The 17,901-nt window shown below is 53.7% G+C and carries 17 protein-coding genes; 12 read left to right on the forward strand and 5 right to left on the reverse strand.

Features of this window, described 5'->3' with window-relative positions:
- Window positions 1–8: 8 nt before the first annotated feature.
- On the reverse strand, window positions 9–479 hold the full coding sequence (locus AB1598_01195; protein MEW6143612.1) for an FkbM family methyltransferase: 471 nt from the start codon (window positions 477–479) through the stop codon (window positions 9–11).
- A gap of 689 nt (window positions 480–1,168) precedes the next feature.
- Between AB1598_01195 and AB1598_01200 the strand changes: the two genes are divergently transcribed.
- Window positions 1,169–2,263, forward strand: a complete 1,095-nt coding sequence (locus tag AB1598_01200) for a cupin domain-containing protein (protein MEW6143613.1) — start codon at window positions 1,169–1,171, stop codon at window positions 2,261–2,263.
- Between the two features lie 16 nt (window positions 2,264–2,279).
- On the opposite strand, the gene AB1598_01205 is transcribed toward AB1598_01200, so the two are convergent.
- Both AB1598_01205 and AB1598_01210 read right to left on the reverse strand, forming a co-directional pair.
- The gene (locus tag AB1598_01205; protein ID MEW6143614.1) at window positions 2,280–2,987 is read right to left on the reverse strand and encodes a 5'-methylthioadenosine/adenosylhomocysteine nucleosidase; all 708 of its coding nucleotides are present in this window, start codon (window positions 2,985–2,987) and stop codon (window positions 2,280–2,282) included.
- A 46-nt stretch (window positions 2,988–3,033) separates the two neighbouring features.
- Window positions 3,034–3,567 (reverse strand): hypothetical protein, encoded by a 534-nt coding sequence (locus tag AB1598_01210; GenBank protein MEW6143615.1) that lies wholly within the window; start codon window positions 3,565–3,567, stop codon window positions 3,034–3,036.
- Between the two features lie 103 nt (window positions 3,568–3,670).
- On the opposite strand from AB1598_01210, the gene AB1598_01215 reads away from it, so the two are divergent.
- The 3 genes from AB1598_01215 to AB1598_01225 all read left to right on the forward strand — a co-directional run bounded on the left by AB1598_01215 (window position 3,671) and on the right by AB1598_01225 (window position 8,034).
- A complete protein-coding gene (locus AB1598_01215) occupies window positions 3,671–6,763 on the forward strand; it encodes a hypothetical protein (protein ID MEW6143616.1) in 3,093 nt (1,030 codons plus the stop codon).
- Window positions 6,764–6,793: 30 nt separating this feature from the next.
- A complete protein-coding gene (locus AB1598_01220) occupies window positions 6,794–7,141 on the forward strand; it encodes a hypothetical protein (GenBank protein MEW6143617.1) in 348 nt (115 codons plus the stop codon).
- A gap of 566 nt (window positions 7,142–7,707) precedes the next feature.
- Entirely contained in the window at window positions 7,708–8,034 is a 327-nt protein-coding gene (locus tag AB1598_01225) for a VanZ family protein (GenBank protein MEW6143618.1), read from the forward strand.
- 73 nt (window positions 8,035–8,107) lie between these two features.
- Here AB1598_01225 and AB1598_01230 read toward each other — a convergent pair whose 3' ends face one another.
- The gene (locus AB1598_01230) at window positions 8,108–8,944 is read right to left on the reverse strand and encodes a penicillin-insensitive murein endopeptidase (protein MEW6143619.1); all 837 of its coding nucleotides are present in this window, start codon (window positions 8,942–8,944) and stop codon (window positions 8,108–8,110) included.
- Between the two features lie 209 nt (window positions 8,945–9,153).
- Here AB1598_01230 and AB1598_01235 point away from each other — a divergent pair, with 209 nt between their 5' ends.
- The 7 genes from AB1598_01235 (at window position 9,154) to AB1598_01265 (ending at window position 14,655) form a co-directional block, all read left to right on the forward strand.
- Window positions 9,154–9,504 (forward strand): metalloregulator ArsR/SmtB family transcription factor, encoded by a 351-nt coding sequence (locus AB1598_01235; GenBank protein ID MEW6143620.1) that lies wholly within the window; start codon window positions 9,154–9,156, stop codon window positions 9,502–9,504.
- The gene (locus tag AB1598_01240; GenBank protein ID MEW6143621.1) at window positions 9,501–9,920 is read left to right on the forward strand and encodes an SRPBCC domain-containing protein; all 420 of its coding nucleotides are present in this window, start codon (window positions 9,501–9,503) and stop codon (window positions 9,918–9,920) included. The genes AB1598_01235 and AB1598_01240 overlap by 4 nt, the downstream gene beginning before the upstream one ends.
- 56 nt (window positions 9,921–9,976) lie before the next feature.
- Window positions 9,977–10,726: a DUF899 domain-containing protein gene (locus AB1598_01245; GenBank protein ID MEW6143622.1), complete on the forward strand. Its 750-nt coding sequence runs from the start codon at window positions 9,977–9,979 to the stop codon at window positions 10,724–10,726.
- A gap of 83 nt (window positions 10,727–10,809) precedes the next feature.
- Window positions 10,810–11,070: a hypothetical protein gene (locus AB1598_01250; GenBank protein ID MEW6143623.1), complete on the forward strand. Its 261-nt coding sequence runs from the start codon at window positions 10,810–10,812 to the stop codon at window positions 11,068–11,070.
- 126 nt (window positions 11,071–11,196) lie between these two features.
- Window positions 11,197–11,748: a hypothetical protein gene (locus AB1598_01255; GenBank protein ID MEW6143624.1), complete on the forward strand. Its 552-nt coding sequence runs from the start codon at window positions 11,197–11,199 to the stop codon at window positions 11,746–11,748.
- Between the two features lie 381 nt (window positions 11,749–12,129).
- Entirely contained in the window at window positions 12,130–13,752 is a 1,623-nt protein-coding gene (locus tag AB1598_01260; protein ID MEW6143625.1) for a D-alanyl-D-alanine carboxypeptidase, read from the forward strand.
- Window positions 13,753–14,109: 357 nt separating this feature from the next.
- Entirely contained in the window at window positions 14,110–14,655 is a 546-nt protein-coding gene (locus AB1598_01265) for a DUF308 domain-containing protein (GenBank protein ID MEW6143626.1), read from the forward strand.
- 334 nt (window positions 14,656–14,989) lie between these two features.
- Here the strand turns inward: AB1598_01265 and AB1598_01270 are convergent, their stop codons facing one another.
- A complete protein-coding gene (locus AB1598_01270) occupies window positions 14,990–16,492 on the reverse strand; it encodes an AAA family ATPase (GenBank protein ID MEW6143627.1) in 1,503 nt (500 codons plus the stop codon).
- 162 nt (window positions 16,493–16,654) lie between these two features.
- Between AB1598_01270 and AB1598_01275 the strand changes: the two genes are divergently transcribed.
- A complete protein-coding gene (locus tag AB1598_01275; protein MEW6143628.1) occupies window positions 16,655–17,890 on the forward strand; it encodes a PQQ-dependent sugar dehydrogenase in 1,236 nt (411 codons plus the stop codon).
- The last annotated feature ends 11 nt before the right edge of the window (window positions 17,891–17,901 follow it).

A 17,901-nucleotide genomic window follows, 5' to 3' on the forward strand; every position in this document is an offset into this window, starting at 1 on the left:
TGTCCGCGTTAAGTTTGTATCTCGGCGCCGCTGCATTCTTGGATGTCGTCGCGGAATTCGAGCTTGTAGTCCTTTCGGTCTGTTACGTTGGGGAAATCGAGCCCGTCGACCGGGTAGGTTCTTTCGGACGATCTCGTCGGTTCTTGATTGAGCCTCTTGTTTTCGAACGTCATCTCTACCGTGTCGGGTATGCCGCGCTCGTCAATCACACCGCCGTTGTTGATATGGACATGAACGATGTCGAGTGATTTTTCAAGGTTGCTCACGCTTCTACAGACATCTTCGAGCATAGTGTCGACGTGGTGAAACTCTACAGCAATCCCTGTAATCCTATCGAAGTAGTCCTCAAGTCCGGGAAGTGATTGGTACTCCCATCCTTCTATGTCCATTTTGATAAAGACACTGGCTGTCGAGGGTATCCTGGAAAATATTTTATTGAAATTAGTTTGAGATACCGGGTCATCGCCTATTGCTTCCATGAAGTGTTTTCTGTTGCCTGAGAAAAATACTCTGAATCTCAAGGGACGTAATATTTTAGATAGTGAAAACCGCCTTAAGTGATCGAGGCGCGGACGACGCAGGAATAAATTCACGCTTTTAACTGTGTTCCTCGTTAGTTGAGTGGCGCTTATACTATGGTCGTAGCAGTGGACAGGACACCGCTTTCGCTTATGAAAATCCTCCTCGAAAGTCCAATCCGTCCCTACTCCGAGGCCGACTAGGAAATCCGTATTCCTGATTATACTTTCTGTAACTACATATCCTCCGTCGTTTCTCGATCCGAGCCTCACGACATTGTCGCGGTGACGCGGCTTCCATGAGGAAGGGAGGTACGCCACATATTGGCTATCGGCTTTAATATCCATCATAATGATTACAATATATAAGCGTTATGCTTTCGGTCAATAGCGGGACATAAAGCTTCTGACTAAAATGAAGGGTCTAGAAATTGGAAGGCAAGGGAGGAGAGAGCGTCTGACAATTTGGAAGTCTCATTAATTCTTGCATATGCGGAATGCATGAATTCTTTTTTCAACAGCAGAGCGATTTCCGGTCTTCTTAGGCTTTCCGGCGGCCCGGAACAACAGTTTACTCTCCTTTCGGTTTCCCTCTATTGATACTATAATTAGCCGGCAATACCAACCTTTAACACCGGAGGCCAGAAACCATGGCGAAGTCCGCATCTAAGAAATCCAAGAAGGGTAAGGGGAATTCTGTTAAGAAATCATCGAAGGGAAATGCGTTACGGTTCACATACGACCTCGAGGGTCAGAAGCCCGCAGTATGGAAGGCCGGGAATTCCAAGGAGGTCTCCGTAAGGGAGCTGCCCATATCGAAGGGGATCGCGGGCGTGTCGATGCGGCTCAGGCCTGGCGGCATACGGGAGCTCCACTGGCACGCGATCGCGGCCGAATGGGGGTTCTTCATAACCGGAAATGCCAGGGTTACCGTTCTCAACCCTGACGGCCAGTGGGATACTCAGGAGTACGGCCCCGGTGATATTTTCTTCATACCCATGGGGCACGCCCATTATATCGAAAGCATCGGAGGGGACGAATGCCATTTCATACTTGCGTTCAATAACGGTGCCTTCAACGAATTCAGCACGTTCAGCGTTACGGCGTGGATCGCACAGACTCCGAAAGAAGTGCTGTCGAAAAATTTCGGACTGCCCGGGAAGCTGTTCGATAAGTTTCCCAGGAAAGAGGTCTACATGGCTCTGGGCGAGATCCCCGGGAAAAAGGCGCTCGGGCAAAGGGGGCGGCAGAATACGGCGAGACTCGGGCACAAGTTCCCGCTCCGGGCACAGGAGGGGAAGGTCTATCCGGGAGGGACCGTGAAGATGGCCGACGTCAGCAATTTCCCCGTCTCTGATAATATGGCCGGGGCATTGATGACTCTCAAGCCGGGGGCGCTTAGGGAAATGCACTGGCACCCGAACGCAAACGAGTGGGGATACCTGCTCGGGGGCAAGCTCAGGATCACGCTTTTCGCGGCTGATGAGGGATCGCTGACGGAAGAGCTTGGGCCGGGAGAGGTGTTTTACATACCCCAGGGCTGCGGCCACTATCTTGAAAATGTAGGGGACGAGGAAGCGGAGATACTGCTGGTATTCGATAACGGCGCGTATCAGGAAATAAGCATATCCGAATGGATCGCGGATACGCCTCCCGAAGTCGTTTCGGCGGTTTTCGGAGTGTCCGGGAAGGTAATCGGGGAGCTCCCGAGAGAGGAGGTTTTTATCTCCGCAGGGAGCCGCTGAAATGCTGCCTGCAGTCTCAATAATTGAGCAGCAGGCTCCTTACGACGTTGAACGAATTCCTCGCGACTACAGGCAGGAATTTATTGAAGTCGGCGGCGGCCGTCCCGTCCGCTCTATCGGCGACTGTCCTCACTATTATGAACGGCATCTTATTGAGAGTGCAGACCTGCGCGATGGAGCCGCCCTCCATCTCGATCGCGTCCCCGTGGAGCTCTTCAGTCAGGTATTTGTGCTCTTCCGTCTCTTTCGTCGTCATGAACTGGTCTCCCGTCAGTATCGTACCCGTAATAACCTTGTTGCCACTCAGCTTTGTGCCGCCCGCAATATTAAGCAGAGTCTCGTCGGCCTTGAATTCCCTGAGATGCGTATAGGGTATTTCGCCGCGCGGGAAGCCGAGCGCCTCGGCGTCGAGGTCGTACTGGATGCAGGTTTTGCTCAGAACGACGTCCCCTATGTCGAGCTCGTGGTTTAGCGCTCCGGCGACGCCCGTGAATACGACGGCGCGGGGCGCGAACTCGTCTATCAGCCTCTCGCATACCATAGCCGCGAAGACCTTGCCGACCCCTGATTTCACGATGACCGTGTCTTTATCGAAGAGACGGGACTCATGGAATATTATTCCGTTCCAGTCCGTTTCTCTCTTGATCTCCGCGTTCTCGAGATAATGTTTTATCTCGATGTCCATGGACCCGATTATGCCGATTGTTTTCCTGTGACTGCCCATTGGGATTTATTACATCAGTTCCGCACGTATTGGAGCGGAGAACGTTCTACTCGGGACTTATCTCGTACCACATGTTCGTCTGATAACCCTGCTTGTCGACTTCCGCGAACGACTTGCCGGCAACCGGGGTTGCGCCGTCGCACTTCCACTCGTATATCGTCGAATGGCCGGTCACGTACATCGGAATGAAATCGGAGCCCGCGTTTTCCTCGCAGTAATCTTTCATCGCCTGCGTCGGCTCCTTGTTCACGTCCGCCTTTTCCTCGCACGGTATGTTAGCCCCGACGTTGCACGCATAGACTTTCCCGTCCATGCAGCGCCAGTACGTCCCCTTGATGAACGTGTCGAGAGGGGCCGACTCGGGCGAGCCCCACGCCTTCTTTAACGCTACCGCTATTGATTCGGGCACCGGAGGGCCCGTGTATTCCTTGCCCGGTGTGTCGATCGTGCCGACGTCCTTGCAGTAAGCAAACGGGCTGTCGTAGATCTTTCCGGCGGTCTCGTCAGCGCCGCATGAAAGCGCGGTCAGGACCGACAGGGCGGGAAGCGTCAAAATTAACAGGATGAAACGGGTTCTCATACTCCTCTCCTTTAAACAGGAATGTAACAATTATAACGCAAGCGGCTGACATTCTAAATCGCTGAATGCACTGTCTATCTTATTATTACATACGGCTATATAATTGAACGGCATGAAGGTAACGGCATTGCATATATACGCTATATCGGTCTGTTTGATAGCGTTGATTGCTTGCGATGAAAGGCACGGCGGAAATACGCTCCCTACCGACCCGAAGGAATGGGTATGCAAGAACTCCGAGATCGGGCCGACGCCCGAAGAAATAGAGCAGTTCTGTGCCACTGCCGACCGGGGGCTTCCCGCTCCGGATTTTCTCCGTAACCCCCCTCCTATCTCCCGCCTCGGCGATAAGAACGTCTACGACACCCAGATGCAGGATTTTCTGAGAGCGAAAGGATACGCAGGCGAGCTCGGCTGGCCGGGCGATTTGAACTGGCGCCTAACAGGCCCCTACGTCGGTCCCATAGGGAGCGGCCAGGCCTACGGCGTTCACCCCGCCGTCAGACTGTATTATTCCCCGGAACTGATTGAGTGGCTCTGCGGCGGCAGGGAGGGCGAGATCCCCGACGGGGCCGTCATCGTGAAAGAGATGCATTCTATAAACGAGTCCCTCGACATATCGATCGACTCCGAAGGTTGCATGGTGATCAACGCCGGCGTCGAGCCCGAGTCCTGGACTATAATGGTAAAGCAGCGGGATGAGGCGTGGGACGGCTGGTACTGGGGGAATTATATAATTGAATACGACCCGCCCACGTCAAGCTGGCAAGTCGGCAATCCGCCGATCTTCGACATATCCGCCGTCACGAGCGAGGACTTCTTCGGCGGCGAGATCACGCCCGCCGAGCCCAACCCGCTATGGTACCCGACGGGTTACGTGTACGAAAGCGGGAACAAGATACCGGACGTCGTTCCTGCGTCGAGCGACTACGGGAACTACTGTATTAACTGCCACGCATCGGCCGAAAGCGAGCAAACTTTTTCCTCGCTCGACAATTTACTGACACCTGGATTGAGATATAAACACTACGGGCCGCTCGAAGCGGACGAGAGCATGGACGGCGGCCTCGATGCAGAGCCGGTCTATATAGCCGGGCGTACCGCGCCCCTTTATATTAAAAACGGCCTACGGGCTGATGGGGAGGTCGACAATTACGATTCGCCCTTCTCGAAAGCGCTTCCCGAGCCCGCCCCCGGATTCCTCGAATTTTACGACCAGCTCGGTATGGTGACTTTCCCTGATGTGTGGGATCTCCGCCTGCCAGCGGAAACCTACGACCACATAGTATCAGGAGGCGGCGGACCCCAGGATTTTATCACCTCGGACCAGTGCGAGGGGTGCCACGACGCGTCGTTTTCGAACTCATCCATCCCGAACATGATGCTCGAAGTAACGGAGCCCGACGGCACCAAGTACGTCAACCTCTCGCCTTACGGCGAGTGGAAAGCCTCGCCGATGGGCCTCGCCGGGCGCGACCCGGTCTTTTTCTCCCAGCTCGAGAGCGAGACGAACAACCTGCCCGAGTATACGGAGTGTATCGAATCCACGTGCCTTCACTGTCACGGCGTCATGGGGCAGCGCCAGCTCGCTATCGATACGGAGGGTCAGAATGACGGAGGCTGCAAGAGCCTCTTCGTGATCGAGCCTTCTCCGCAGGTCCCCTTCGGTAAACCTTTCACGCTGGACATGGTAACGAAGTGGCCCGGCTCGGAAGACAACGAATTTCAGAATTACGGAGCGCTCGCCAGGGACGGCATATCCTGCAGCGTGTGCCACCATATATCCGAGACGAATCTGGGACGGGAATCCTCATTTACCGGGAACTTCGTCACGGGTCCATCTGACGAGGTCTACGGGCCTTACGAAGACTCGACGATAATCCCTAAGCCCATGGACAACGCCCTCGGCATCACTCCGAAGTTCGCCGATTATTTCGTGAGCGGCGACCCGTTCAGCTCGCATATCTGCGGGAGCTGCCACAATATCCTGCTCCCCGTCTTCAGCAACGAGGGCGAAATACTGGGAGCGAGCTACGAGCAGTCCACGAACTTCGAATGGCTGAACAGCCAGTTCGGCACGAGCGGTGAAAACTTCAAATCATGCGCGGACTGCCACATGCCCGCTCACTATAAAGGGGAGAAGCTTTCTTTCGAGATAGCTAACATAGAGTCCGACGCGTTCGCCCCCACGACGGACCGTCTGCCCGATGAAGAGATCGCCCTTACCGAGCGCGACTACTATGCCCGCCACTCGCTCCACGGGCTCAACGTTTTTCTAAACGAAATGTTCCAGCAGTTCCCCGTCATACTGGGGTACCGGCAGATAGGCGTTATGACCGGCACATTCAGCGTGCCGCCGCTCATTACCGGAAGGGACTCGATGGTCGGGATGGCACGGAACGAAACCGCGGAGATCAGCGTCGAGACCCTCGAGATAACGCCCGCTGGCGAGCTCAGGGCCGTGGTTAAGGTAACGAGCCTTGTGGGACATTATCTCCCGACAGGAGTCGGATTCAGGCGCATGTTCATCGAGTTCCTCGTCCGCGACGCGGATGGAAATGTGCTATGGGCTTCCGGGCGTACGAACGATCTCGGCGTTCTGCTCAAAGGCACAACGGACGAGGTGCTTCCAAGCGAAGAGCCGCTCATCAATCCAGACACGTTCCAGCCGCATTACCAGACGATTACGAGCGACAACCAGGTGCAGATATACGAGGAGGTCGTCGAGGATTCGGACGGAAACGTCACGACGAGCTTCCTCAGGCGTGTAAACGAAGTAAAGGACAACCGCATAAGGCCCAAGGGCGCTGACCCCGAGTTCTTCGCCAATCCCGCCCTCTCGCCGTATACCCAGCAGCTGGCGGTGCTCCACGGCGAGGAGAGGTTCGACCCCTATTATACAAACACAGCGCTCACGGGCTCGGACGTTGTAGAATATTTAATCAGCCTCGACATCGAGACCCTCGGCCGTGTGCACGACGTGCAGGTTACGCTCTATTATCAGGCGATCCCGCCTTCATATCTCCAGCAGAGGTTCCAGGACGCAAGCGCCGGCCCTGCCGAGAATGACGAGATAAGACGGCTCTACTACATTACGAGCCACCTGAACGTTGACGGCACCGTCGACGGTGAGGGCGGGCAGGCAATAAAGGACTGGAAACTTTTCCTTGTACGCGTAGTGAAAGCGATCGACTAGAAATATCAGCCGGGGTGTTGCATCATCAACTTGAAAAATAGCGCTACGGGAATTAAGAAAGGCCTGCAGTTCGTCAAAATACCGGCCATAACCCTGCACATTGTTCTCTTCTGGTTTCTGTCAGGCGGCTGCTCTCCGGGGCCGGACGACCCACGTGAGGACCTTATCGCATATTGTGTCAGGGAATGCGTTATTGAAACATCCGACTCCGAGATATGCGATACGCGGTGTAAATGCGCTGTGAAAAATCTCGAAGAAGAGACCACCGCTCAGGAGCTCAGGAAAATAGCAAGCGGAATTACGAAGAACGATGATACTACAAACGAATTTGTCGTTAAATTCAGGGACGCCTTCAAGAAGTGTACTAGTTTTGAGTAAGGCTTGGTTTGAATGTCTGGTGGGGTTGGAAGAGGGTTTTCAAACCAAGCCTCATTCTGGTTTCGCTTTAATAATAACAAGTTGTTGATGGTTCTTCAAGTACTTCTTTAAACATATTTATAAATTATAAGAAATCCGGACCGTTAGCTTGACGAAATATTCTACTAGAGCTTTCAAATTCAGCCTGATTTCCGGAACTTACGGGGCTCGAATCTTATATGCCTGCACTCTTGGGATCTATTCCTAAAGGAGCGGATTAGCTTGAATTCATCTATCTCATGTCATATTTGAGATTTGTGAGAATTCGATGAGGATTATTCATAAAAGGGCGCCGCAGTTAATTGCTGTCACTCAATAAACTCAGAATGAGCATAAGGGCGTTGCGGTTAACGATATGCTCGGCGCGAATTCGGTAACAGGTTGGAATGGTCGGTTGTCCAGAATACGTCTCGCCTTAAATCTCAGGCGAAACGTCACGTGCTGACGATCATGTATAATAGTGCCTCTTATAGGCGTTTGGTCGTTAATACATGGTCCAGGTTATTTTTATATCTTATGTATTGTTTGTGATATTTCTCAGTCTGATCCCCGGCCCGGGTATAGGCGGAGGGCAGTATCTGGATAAGATTGCCCACGCGATCTTCTACAGCGTCATGGGCGTCCTGGCGTATATCGCATTCGAGACTGTGTGGAAGAGGATTATTATTTTTATTTTTATATTCCTTCTTGGAATATCTCTCGAATTTTTCCAGATATATGTTCCCGGAAGGGGCGCCTCCGTGTATGACGTCCTCGCGAACACGTCGGGACTCATCCTCAGCTTTCTCCTCTGCTGGATATATACGCTGATCCCGGACACCCCGCCGCCGGGGGCCGGAGAGACCCGCGAATAAAACACGCCGCGTGTTCATGTTCGGTTTAAATGTATTGAAAGTGCGCAGGGTCCGGCCGGCACGGTCAGCCGTATTAATAAGCTCCGTTGAGAATTGGTATGCATTCGTCCGGCAGCCTGGCGTGAGAGGTCTTGCCTGATCTCGGTTGAGGTCTTATTCTGCCGTCATCCCTGAACCAGCCGTCGAGCTCGCTTCCGCACCCGTCGTCGAACATGTTGAGCGGCTCCTGTGTTTCGCAGAGCATGTTACCCGGAGGACACTTCAGGCGGACGTGGAAATGCCCGTCGTGTCCGTACCAGGGTCTCACTTTTCCCAGCCACTTCTCGCCCGGATGGTTCTGACAGAGTCTCCTCTTGATGATCGGGTTCACGAATATCCGGTCGACCCTCTTGTCCGAGGCGGCGGTCTTTATTATCTCCTCGATCTTTACGTCCCATTTGAAGCCGTCTATTGCCGTCTGATCTTCATTGAGGACCGATTGCGGATAAATATGCGCCCTCTCCGTTAGCGTAAGCTGTCTCCTGAGAGCTATCGGGTGCTGCCAGAAAAGTATATCGGCGTCGAGTCCGATCTGGTGACTGCTGTGCTCATCGTACATGGGTCCCCCTGTCCTTTGCGCGACGTCCCCGATGAGGAGTATGGCTTCCAGTTGTTCACTGACGGTCTTTGCGAGGGATTCGATGTATTCGATCATCGCGGGATTGGCATAGTATCTCCCCCTGCCTAACCTTATGACCTGGAAGCCTTCACCGCTCGCGGGCAGTGGTGCGGCGTTCCTTATGCACCCGGCGGTGTAGGAGCCTATGGACTCCGTGATCGCCGACTCCGCGGCGGCCGAATTGCGGAGACACGACCCGCTGACTATAAGAATAAACACGACCAGACGTATAAAGTTCGGATATCTTGCCATATTGAATGTACAGGGTGCGCATGGACGGCTGATTTCCGCCGTTACAGCGCTTTATATATCGAGACACGATATATGCCGGGAATTATACATGAATCCGGAGAGTCTTAAAGTGTGTCCGTCCGGCGTCCCCGATATGGAGATGAACAGCCCTTGAAAATATTATCAACTGTTTGGTTGACAATCGATGATAGCATGATATAATCAACTATATGGTTGAATATCAAAGGACAGACCTCGATTCAATCCTCCACGCACTCGCCAATTCGACGCGTAGGGGAATTATTATGCAGCTCGCCAAAAAGGACCTGACCGTGAACGAGCTTGCCGAGAAATACGATATGTCTCTCCAGGCCGTGTCCAAGCACATACAGGTGCTTGTTAAGTCGGGGCTGGTGGTTCAGGAGAAAGCGGGGCGCGTCAAGCACTGCCGCGCCAACATAGAGCCGCTCGACCGCGTCTCGGACTTGATAAAAGAGTACGGCCGTTTCTGGGGACAGAGACTCGATGCTCTTGATAAATATTTTGAAGGACGGAAAAAAGCAAAGGAGCGTGTGAAATGAGCGAAAGCAAGCTGGTGGTGACAAGAATCATAAAAGCGACGCCTGAAGAGGTGTTCGAGGCGTTTACTAACCCCGAGATCATGAGAAAATGGTTTTACGGGGACGAGGGATGGACAGTTGATGTTTCCAATACATTGGAGATCGGAGGGAAATATATCTTAAATATGATTAAGCCCGATGGTAAAGAATATAAACATACCGGCGAGTATAAAGTTATCGCGCCGCACGAAAAGCTTGTCTTTACCTGGAACTCGGATTTCGCGCAGGATACGGTCGTTACCGTTTATTTCCGCGGTGTCGCGGGCGGGACAGAGATCACGCTCGAGCACGAATTCCTGCCGACCGCCGAGGTGCGCGAGGACCACAGGAAAGGCTGGACGGTCTGTCTTGGGAATCTCGCGAGATTGTATGCATGATAGTAATTGTATTTATAGAACGAAATAAAATCATATGAATGGGGAGGTAATAGACAATGAAAAACCCTACACCCGAGCATAAAATCGTTTCCGCGGAAGAATGGCAGGCGGCTCGTAAGGAGCTACTGAAGAAGGAGAAGGATTTGACCCGCGCGCGTGACGCGCTGGCCGCCGAGCGTCGGCGGATGCCATGGGTAGCCGTCGAGAAGACGTACGAGTTCGACGGGCCAAAAGGCAAAGCGAGTTTGCTCGACCTGTTCGAGGGTCGCCGTCAACTGATCATCTATCGAGTCTTCTTCGAACCCGGTGTGTCCGGCTGGCCTGAGCATGCCTGCATCGGCTGCTCTATGGTAGCCGACCACGTTGGCCACCTTGCCCACCTGAACGCCCGCGATACCACGCTCGCGTTCGCCTCGCGCGCGCCGCAGGCGGACATCGAACGCCTGAAGGGGCGGATGGGTTGGCAGATCCCGTGGTACACCATCACGGACGACTTCGACAAAGACTTCGACGTGGACGAGTGGCACGGCACGAACGCGTTTATTCGCGACGGCAACCGTGTCTTCCGTACCTACTTCATCAACAAGCGTGGTGACGAGGCGCTCGGGAGCACCTGGAGCTACCTCGATATGACTGCGCTCGGGCGCCAGGAGGAATGGGAGGACTCGCCCAAAGGCTACCCTCAGACCCCGCCGTACGAGTGGTGGAACTGGCACGACGAATATGGCAACGCTCAGCAGTCCCGGGAGTGGAGCGCCCAGGTCGAGCGCGGAATTCGGGCCGGGCAAGGACGGCGACGCCCATGAGCGCTCGTCATTGTTGCGGAGTGACGTTGAGAAGCTCGTACCGCAAGACGGCTGTACAACAGACTGCGAGTAGCGGAAAGCGTATGCAGACGTTCTTTCAGCGTTTTCTGGGCATAGCCGGATGGATCGTCCCGGGCGCGATGCTCGCGCTCCTGCCGAAGTGTCCCATGTGTATTGCGGCGTATGTCGCCCTTGCGACCGGAGTCGGGATTTCGGTATCGGCCGCTTCGTCGCTGAGGGTGGCGATCGTGATCCTGTGTGCGTCGTCTCTCTTATTCCTTGCAGCGAGACACGCGCGCCGATTCATCGCGCTGAGATCAGTAATGAAAGAGACGGCACGGTGAAGGTGGGTGAAGATTTCTGATAGGATGGACTATCTGTCTTAAGTATCTCAAAAATTATATGCATGAATAGGTTCCGTTTTTGTTAGAATATATTATATGTAAATACATCAATCAGGGGGGTTCAAAATGAGATATATATCGGTTTTGGTTCTTTTAACTGTTTTTACGTTCCTGTTTTTTGCCATATCGTCTTTTGCGGATCAGCCTGGCGGTCAGGACGAGCATCACATGAGTCCCATTACCGGGTCAAAAGAGCTCGAGAAGCTAAAGACCCTCGCCGGGACGTGGCAGGGTACGACCATGATGGGCGGTAAGGAGACTCCCGTCACCGTTACTTACCAGACGTCCTCGAACGGCAGCGTGGTGGTGGAGACGCTCTCCCCGGGGACCCCACACGAGATGGTTTCGGTCTATTACGACGATAACGGGAAGCTGGGCATGACGCACTACTGCGCGATAGGAAACCAGCCTCATCTCTCGCTCGAAGATTCGAGCGGCAATGAAATCGACCTTGTCTTCGTAAGCGGCACGAACATCGACCCGAAAAAAGACCATTACATGCACGACGTGAGCTTCGAGTTCAAGGACGATAAAACCTTTGTACAGGAGTGGACCTCTTTCGAGAACGGGAAGGAAGCCGAGGTCGCAACGTTCACGTTCACGCGGGCGAAGCAGTAGAGTGAGCCCGCACTTCTGCGTAGGTGTTTTTATCACTTGAAATACCGTCTGCCGATTCTCGATCGCCGAATTCTAGGTTTTGATCGACTGGCGGTTAGCCATCTTTATATTATCGCCACTTACGGAGGCCTGCCTCCCGTAATATAGCCATGGTCAAAGGTATGTGCGAATGATCAATGTGCACCATACCGTCTGTTTAAAGAATTAGCCCTTGGCCGCTCAATGCAGTATAATGGGATGTCGGAACCCTACCGGCCTCGAATCCGGACAGGCAGCCGGGATTGATCTTACCGGCTTGGGTGCCCTGCACAGCGAGGAACTGTCCCATCGCGAACGACGTTATCGGGTCCGAATATGTATCAGAATACACAGGGAGGATCGATGAGAAGAAATAAGACTGTTTTAGTTCCAATATTCGCAATATTGTTTCTGTCCTTCTTTGCTGTCGGGGGCTGTAACGGCAAGAACATCCTTAGTACGCAGATACCCGATGCCATACTCGAAGTGATGCAGAGGCCGAGATATGCCGATGCGACCTGGTGCCTCAGGGTTATCGACCTCGAAACAGGAAAAGTTATATATGATCTCAATCCAAATCTCCTTGCTTTCACGGGTTCGGTTAGAAAGACGTATTCGGTCGGTCTTGCCTTGAACGAATTAGGTGCGGACCACACCTTTAAAACCCCTGTCTACAGGCAGGGAGACGTGGATGACGGGGGGGTTCTCGACGGGGACTTGATCCTCGTCGCCGCGGGCGACCTCACGATGGGGGGGCGGAACACTCCTCAGGGCACGGTTGCGTTTACGAGCTTCGATCATACGGAGGCCAATTCGCTCGGCAGCGCGATCCTGACGGAGCCCGATCCGCTCCTGGGAATCGATGAGCTAGCGGCGCAGGTAGCGGCGTCGGGTATTAAGACGGTCGAAGGAGACGTAGTAGTGGACGACAGGCTCTTCGATCTCTTCAGGGTTCCTAACGGTAACGTGTTAATCACGCCGATCATAATAAACGACAACCTCGTGGACGTAACTATAATACTGACCGAGCCGGGCCAGCCTGCGATGGTTGACTGGCGTCCGAAATCAGCCGCCTTCAATGTCGAATCGAATGTAATCACCTCACCTGAAGGCAGTGAATTGGATATAGCGCTCACCGGTGATATTCCGGGCTGCATCGGCACCCCCGGATGTAAGGGCACGGTAGAAGGTCAGATACCCGTCGGTTTTAAACCTGCGCTTCCCGGTGTGGAGACGCTCGTGCAAACATTCAGAATAGAAGACCCGGCATCATATGCCCGTATAGTTTTCATCGAGGCCCTCGAAAAAGCCGGGGTTGAGGTTACCGCCGATACGATTGCACCGAACCCGGCCGGGAAGCTGCCGCCCCGGAATTCATACACCGAGGATGCGAAGGTGGCGGAGTTCGTTTCGCTTCCCTATTCGGAATATTCCAAGCTGATTCTTAAAGTGAGCCACAATCTGGGCGCTAACCTGAGCCTCATGCTGTTCGGGCTCACACAAGACGCGAGAACTATAGGTGACGCCTTGGCCGCCGAAAGAGAAACTCTGATCAATGACTTTGGCATTAAAGGCTCCGACTTTAATTTCCCGACGAACGGGAGCGGAAGCCCCGACAGCCAGGCTACTCCGACGGCTACGGTGAAGCTGTTAAGAGAGATGAGCGAAAGAGAAGTATTCCCTTCTTACTTCGATTCGTTTCCCATTTTAGGTGTGGACGGCTCTCTTGCAGCAGTGGGCGTCGATCCCCCGAACCCCGTCATAGCGCCCGCTACCGGAAAGGTGTTCGCAAAAACCGGAACGACGATACTTGAAGGGTTTTTCAAGGCCCAGGTGTTTGCGGGCTACATTGACGCGAAGAGCGGCCGGCGTCTCGTCTACGCGCTGTACGTGAACGATATAGGCCCGCTTCAGTCGATAGCCGAGGCGATCGAGGTTTTTAACGACGAGGGTGAAATATCGGCGATTATCTATGATCTGAATTGAAGATGGCCGGCGAGCTGCATCTGGGGTCTTCATCCGAACGAGTCGCGTTCTCGCTTTATTCAGGAGATCGCTTCCAGCTCCGCCAAAGGCTTCGCCGGACAGGCCGTTCGCAATGACAGGAAAACAATAACGTCCTCGACAAGCTTCCTGTATAATTTCGACCTAACTGAAGTGAATACTTGCCCGTTTTGGTGAGTACGCCACGCTCTGGTCTTTGCCGGGAAGAAAGACGAGCGTGGAGTCCGCTCTATATTGGGCGTGCGGAATTATTTCCGCACGGATTTTCATAATCCGAAAATGAAATTATAATTTGTAGCGCGTCACTAACATTATTTCTATCTTAAGGAGGAATGAGACATGAACGGCACTTCCATAGCGGAGGGCATCAGACGTAGCTGGGGCTGGCTTCTCGCCCTGGGCATAGCATACATAATCATGGGTCTCGTAATAGCGGGCTCTCCGATGGCGGCGACTCTAGCCGTCGAGGTGCTCATCGGTTTTGTTTTGATCATCGGAGGCGTGATTTCCATAATAGGGGCATTTTTCACAGGCGACTGGAAGAGGCTCCTGCTCGTTCTCCTGAGCGGCGTCCTGTACCTCGTCGTCGGCGTTCTCCTGCTCAAGAACCCGATGGCGGGCGTCCTCACGCTGACACTGCTCCTTGCCGCATTTTTGCTCGTCGAGGGGTTTTTCAAGATAATCCACGCGTTCCAGATGAAGCCCGCCCCTAACTGGATATGGCTCCTCGTGAGCGGGGTCGCTTCGGTAGTACTCGGCGTCATGATATGGGGCGAGTTCCCGGAGAGCAGCGCCTTTATCATCGGGCTACTCGTGGGTATCTATTTCCTCATCAACGGCATAACGATGGTCATGTTCTCGCTTGCGCTCAAGGGCGGCAAATAGACTCGCAACAGCCCCTGACCGGTGTTCCGGAGGTGCGATTCGTTTCACCGAGCTTGTCCTAAGTATGTCGACAGAAGTGGAATACATAAAATAAGGCAAAATATATTTTCTTCTGTTCCTTGATGAAAAGAAGCAAAAATCATCCGACTGTACAGAATTGGCTAAAAAATCCCAAGTTAACGCTAAAATGTTTCAATTCAACCCGCAGCCCTGAAACATTTTAACGCGTTAACAGCTGATTTTTTTCACGCCAATTCTGTAATGTCGGGAAAACTAACCCCCCTTCGTTATATATTATCCCGGAGGATTTCAGCATTGAATTGTTCAACATTTACTAGTGCGCGCTCACTGTCCTTTCGGCGGCCCAGTCCCTCAGGCGGGAAATCTTTTCCGCCATGACATCGGAAAGGGGGCGCGTTGCGGACAACTCGTGCACGAGTGTGTCGGTATCGAGCTCCTTTTTTGCGGAGTAAGAGGTGTAAAGCCCCGAGACTATGACCTGCTCTATCTCGGCCCCGCTGAACCCTTCGGTCATACGGACGAGCGATGTCAGGTCGAACCGGGAAAGATCTTTACCGCGTTTTTTAAGGTGTATCTCGAATATCGATCTCCTCGTTTCTTCGTCTGGCAGGTCGATGAAAAATATTTCGTCGAAACGGCCCTTTCTCAGAAATTCTGGCGGCAGCTTCTCCACGTCGTTTGCGGTCGCGACTATGAAGACGTCCCCCTTTCTCTCCTGGAGCCATGAGAGGAACGTGCCGAATATCCTCGCCGACACTCCTCCGTCCTCGGCTTCCCCTCCCGCCGAGAACGCCTTTTCGATCTCGTCGATCCAGAGCACGACGGGGGACATCTTCTCGGCCGTGTCCATCGCCCTCCTGAAATTCTTCTCGCTCTCGCCGATGTATTTGTTGTAGAGGGACGAAGGGTCCATCTTGAGGAGGGGCAGCCCCCATTCCTTCGCTACGGCTTTAGCCGATAGACTCTTCCCGCATCCGGGCACTCCCAGGAGCAAGACCCCTTTTGGGAATGAGAGCCCGAACTTTACCGCTTTTTCGGGATCGGCGAAAATCTCTTTTCTCTTGGAGAGCCAGGACTTGAGCGTCCTGAGGTCCGCGATGTCGGACATCCCCTCTTCGGCGGGATAATATTCGAGGACGCCCTCGCGTTCGACGATATCTTTCTTCGCGTCAATGACCCTCCCGATGTCCCTGGCGTCGAGCGCGCCGTCTTCGACTATGAGCCTCGTTATTATTTTCTCCGCCTCGGTCAGCGTGAGTCCTCTAAGGTTATTGAGGAGCCTGTTCGTGTCTTCTTCCGAAAGTTTTATCTCGGCTTTCATCCGGGCGTGGAGGTCGCTCGCAACGCGTCCGAGGAGCTTTCTGTATTCGTCCCGTCCGGGGCCGTTCAGCCTGAAGAAGGCGCTCGATTCCCTGATGCTGTCCGGGATCCTTACGCCATGCCCGGTTATGACTATGGCGCCTTGGTTTTTGGTATAGGGAGCAGCCGCGTCCTTGAGCATCTGGGAAGCGGTCTTGTCTTCGAGCAGGTCGCCCGCGTCCTTCAAATGATATATTGCCTGAAAACCCGAGGCCTCTATGTGTTTAAGCGCCTGCGTGAGCTCGGCTGTTCCGTAAACAGGCCCCTTGGATTCTATGTCCCCGCGGCTGAGCCCCTTCGTCCGCGACCAGTGGAAATAGGGGATACCAAGACGGCCTGCAAGGAGCTTGAGCAGAGTCTCCGCCCGCTCCTCTTCGGGGGTTTCCACGAATATTATGCTGTAATGTGAGCGGATGAGGAGCTCAAGGTCTTTCAGGTTGTCGTCTGATCTGTCCATGAAGCGTCGAGACCGGTTTGAATATTCCGCGTCAGCGGATAATTTATTGAGCTCCCACCGGTTTCAGCTTAATAATAGGGCCGGGAAGGGTTCATATCAAGTAATATATAAACGTGGATTATGAGCGCTCGTGATACGGTCGAAACCAGCATCGAGGGTAATTTGTACAGATTAATAAAGTTGTTCTTCCTCCTGATGATAATACTGGCGGCTCTTGCCTATTACTACCGCTATGACGTGAGGGCCGGGTTTGAATACGCGAGGAGCAGGCTCTTGCCGGACAGGCCCGCCGCCGGCTCGTATAACGCAAGTTTTGTCAATCCCTGGGTCGGAGTCAAGTTGATGCCGTATCTCTCCGGCTTCGAGCTCCCTGTGTACCTCGCGAACCCAGGCGACGGCTCCGGAAGGGTTTTCGTCGTGGAAAAGGCGGGGCTTATAAAAGTGGCCAAGAACGGCAAGGTCTCGGACGAGCCCTTCCTCGACATCGTCCGTAAGGTGGGCTCCAAAGAAAGCGAACAAGGTTTGTTAAGTGTCGCTTTCCATCCCAATTATAAGGCGAACGGCAGGTTCTTCGTAAATTATACCGATCTCAAAGGCGATACCGTCGTATCGGAATTCAAGGTGGGCTCCGACCCCGACCGTGGCGACGCGGATAGCGAAAGGGTTCTCCTCAAAATAAAACAGCCCGCTTCCAACCATAACGGCGGGCAGCTGCAGTTCGGCCCCGACGGTTATCTCTATATAGGCACGGGGGACGGTGGATTCCAGGGCGACCCCTCGGGGAATGGTCAGGATTTGAACGCACTCCTCGGGAAGATGCTGAGAATAGACGTGGACGGGGGCGAGCCTTACGGCATACCGCCGGATAACCCGTTCAGGAACGTATCCGGCACCCGTCCAGAGATATGGGCGTACGGTCTCAGGAACCCGTGGCGGTTTTCGTTCGATTCGTCTACGGGGGATATGTACATAGGGGACGTAGGAGAGGGGAAGTGGGAGGAGGTGGATTACCAGCCGCGGAGCAGCAGGGGAGGGGAGAACTACGGGTGGAGTTTCCTCGAAGGCTCCTACGAGTTCAAGCTGCCTAACGGCTACGACACGAAGGGGCTTACGTTCCCGGTCGCTGAATACAGCCACGAGGACGGGTGCTCTGTTACGGGCGGTTACGTATACAGGGGCGGAAAGTCGCCCGGACTCAAAGGGACTTACTTTTTTTCCGACTATTGCTCGGGGAAGCTCTGGGGACTCAGGAAAAAGCCCGGCGGCTCGTGGGAATGGGCGGAGTTCCTCGATACGGAGCTTAATGTGAGCAGCTTCGGCGTCGACGAGGCTGGGGAGATATATATACTCGATTTGGGGAAGGGGGGGATATACAGGATTGCGGCAGGTACCCAGTAATCCCTGATCTG

Source organism: Thermodesulfobacteriota bacterium (assembly GCA_040754335.1).
In the GTDB taxonomy this organism is placed as follows: domain Bacteria; phylum Desulfobacterota_D; class UBA1144; order Nemesobacterales; family UBA2774; genus 2-12-FULL-53-21.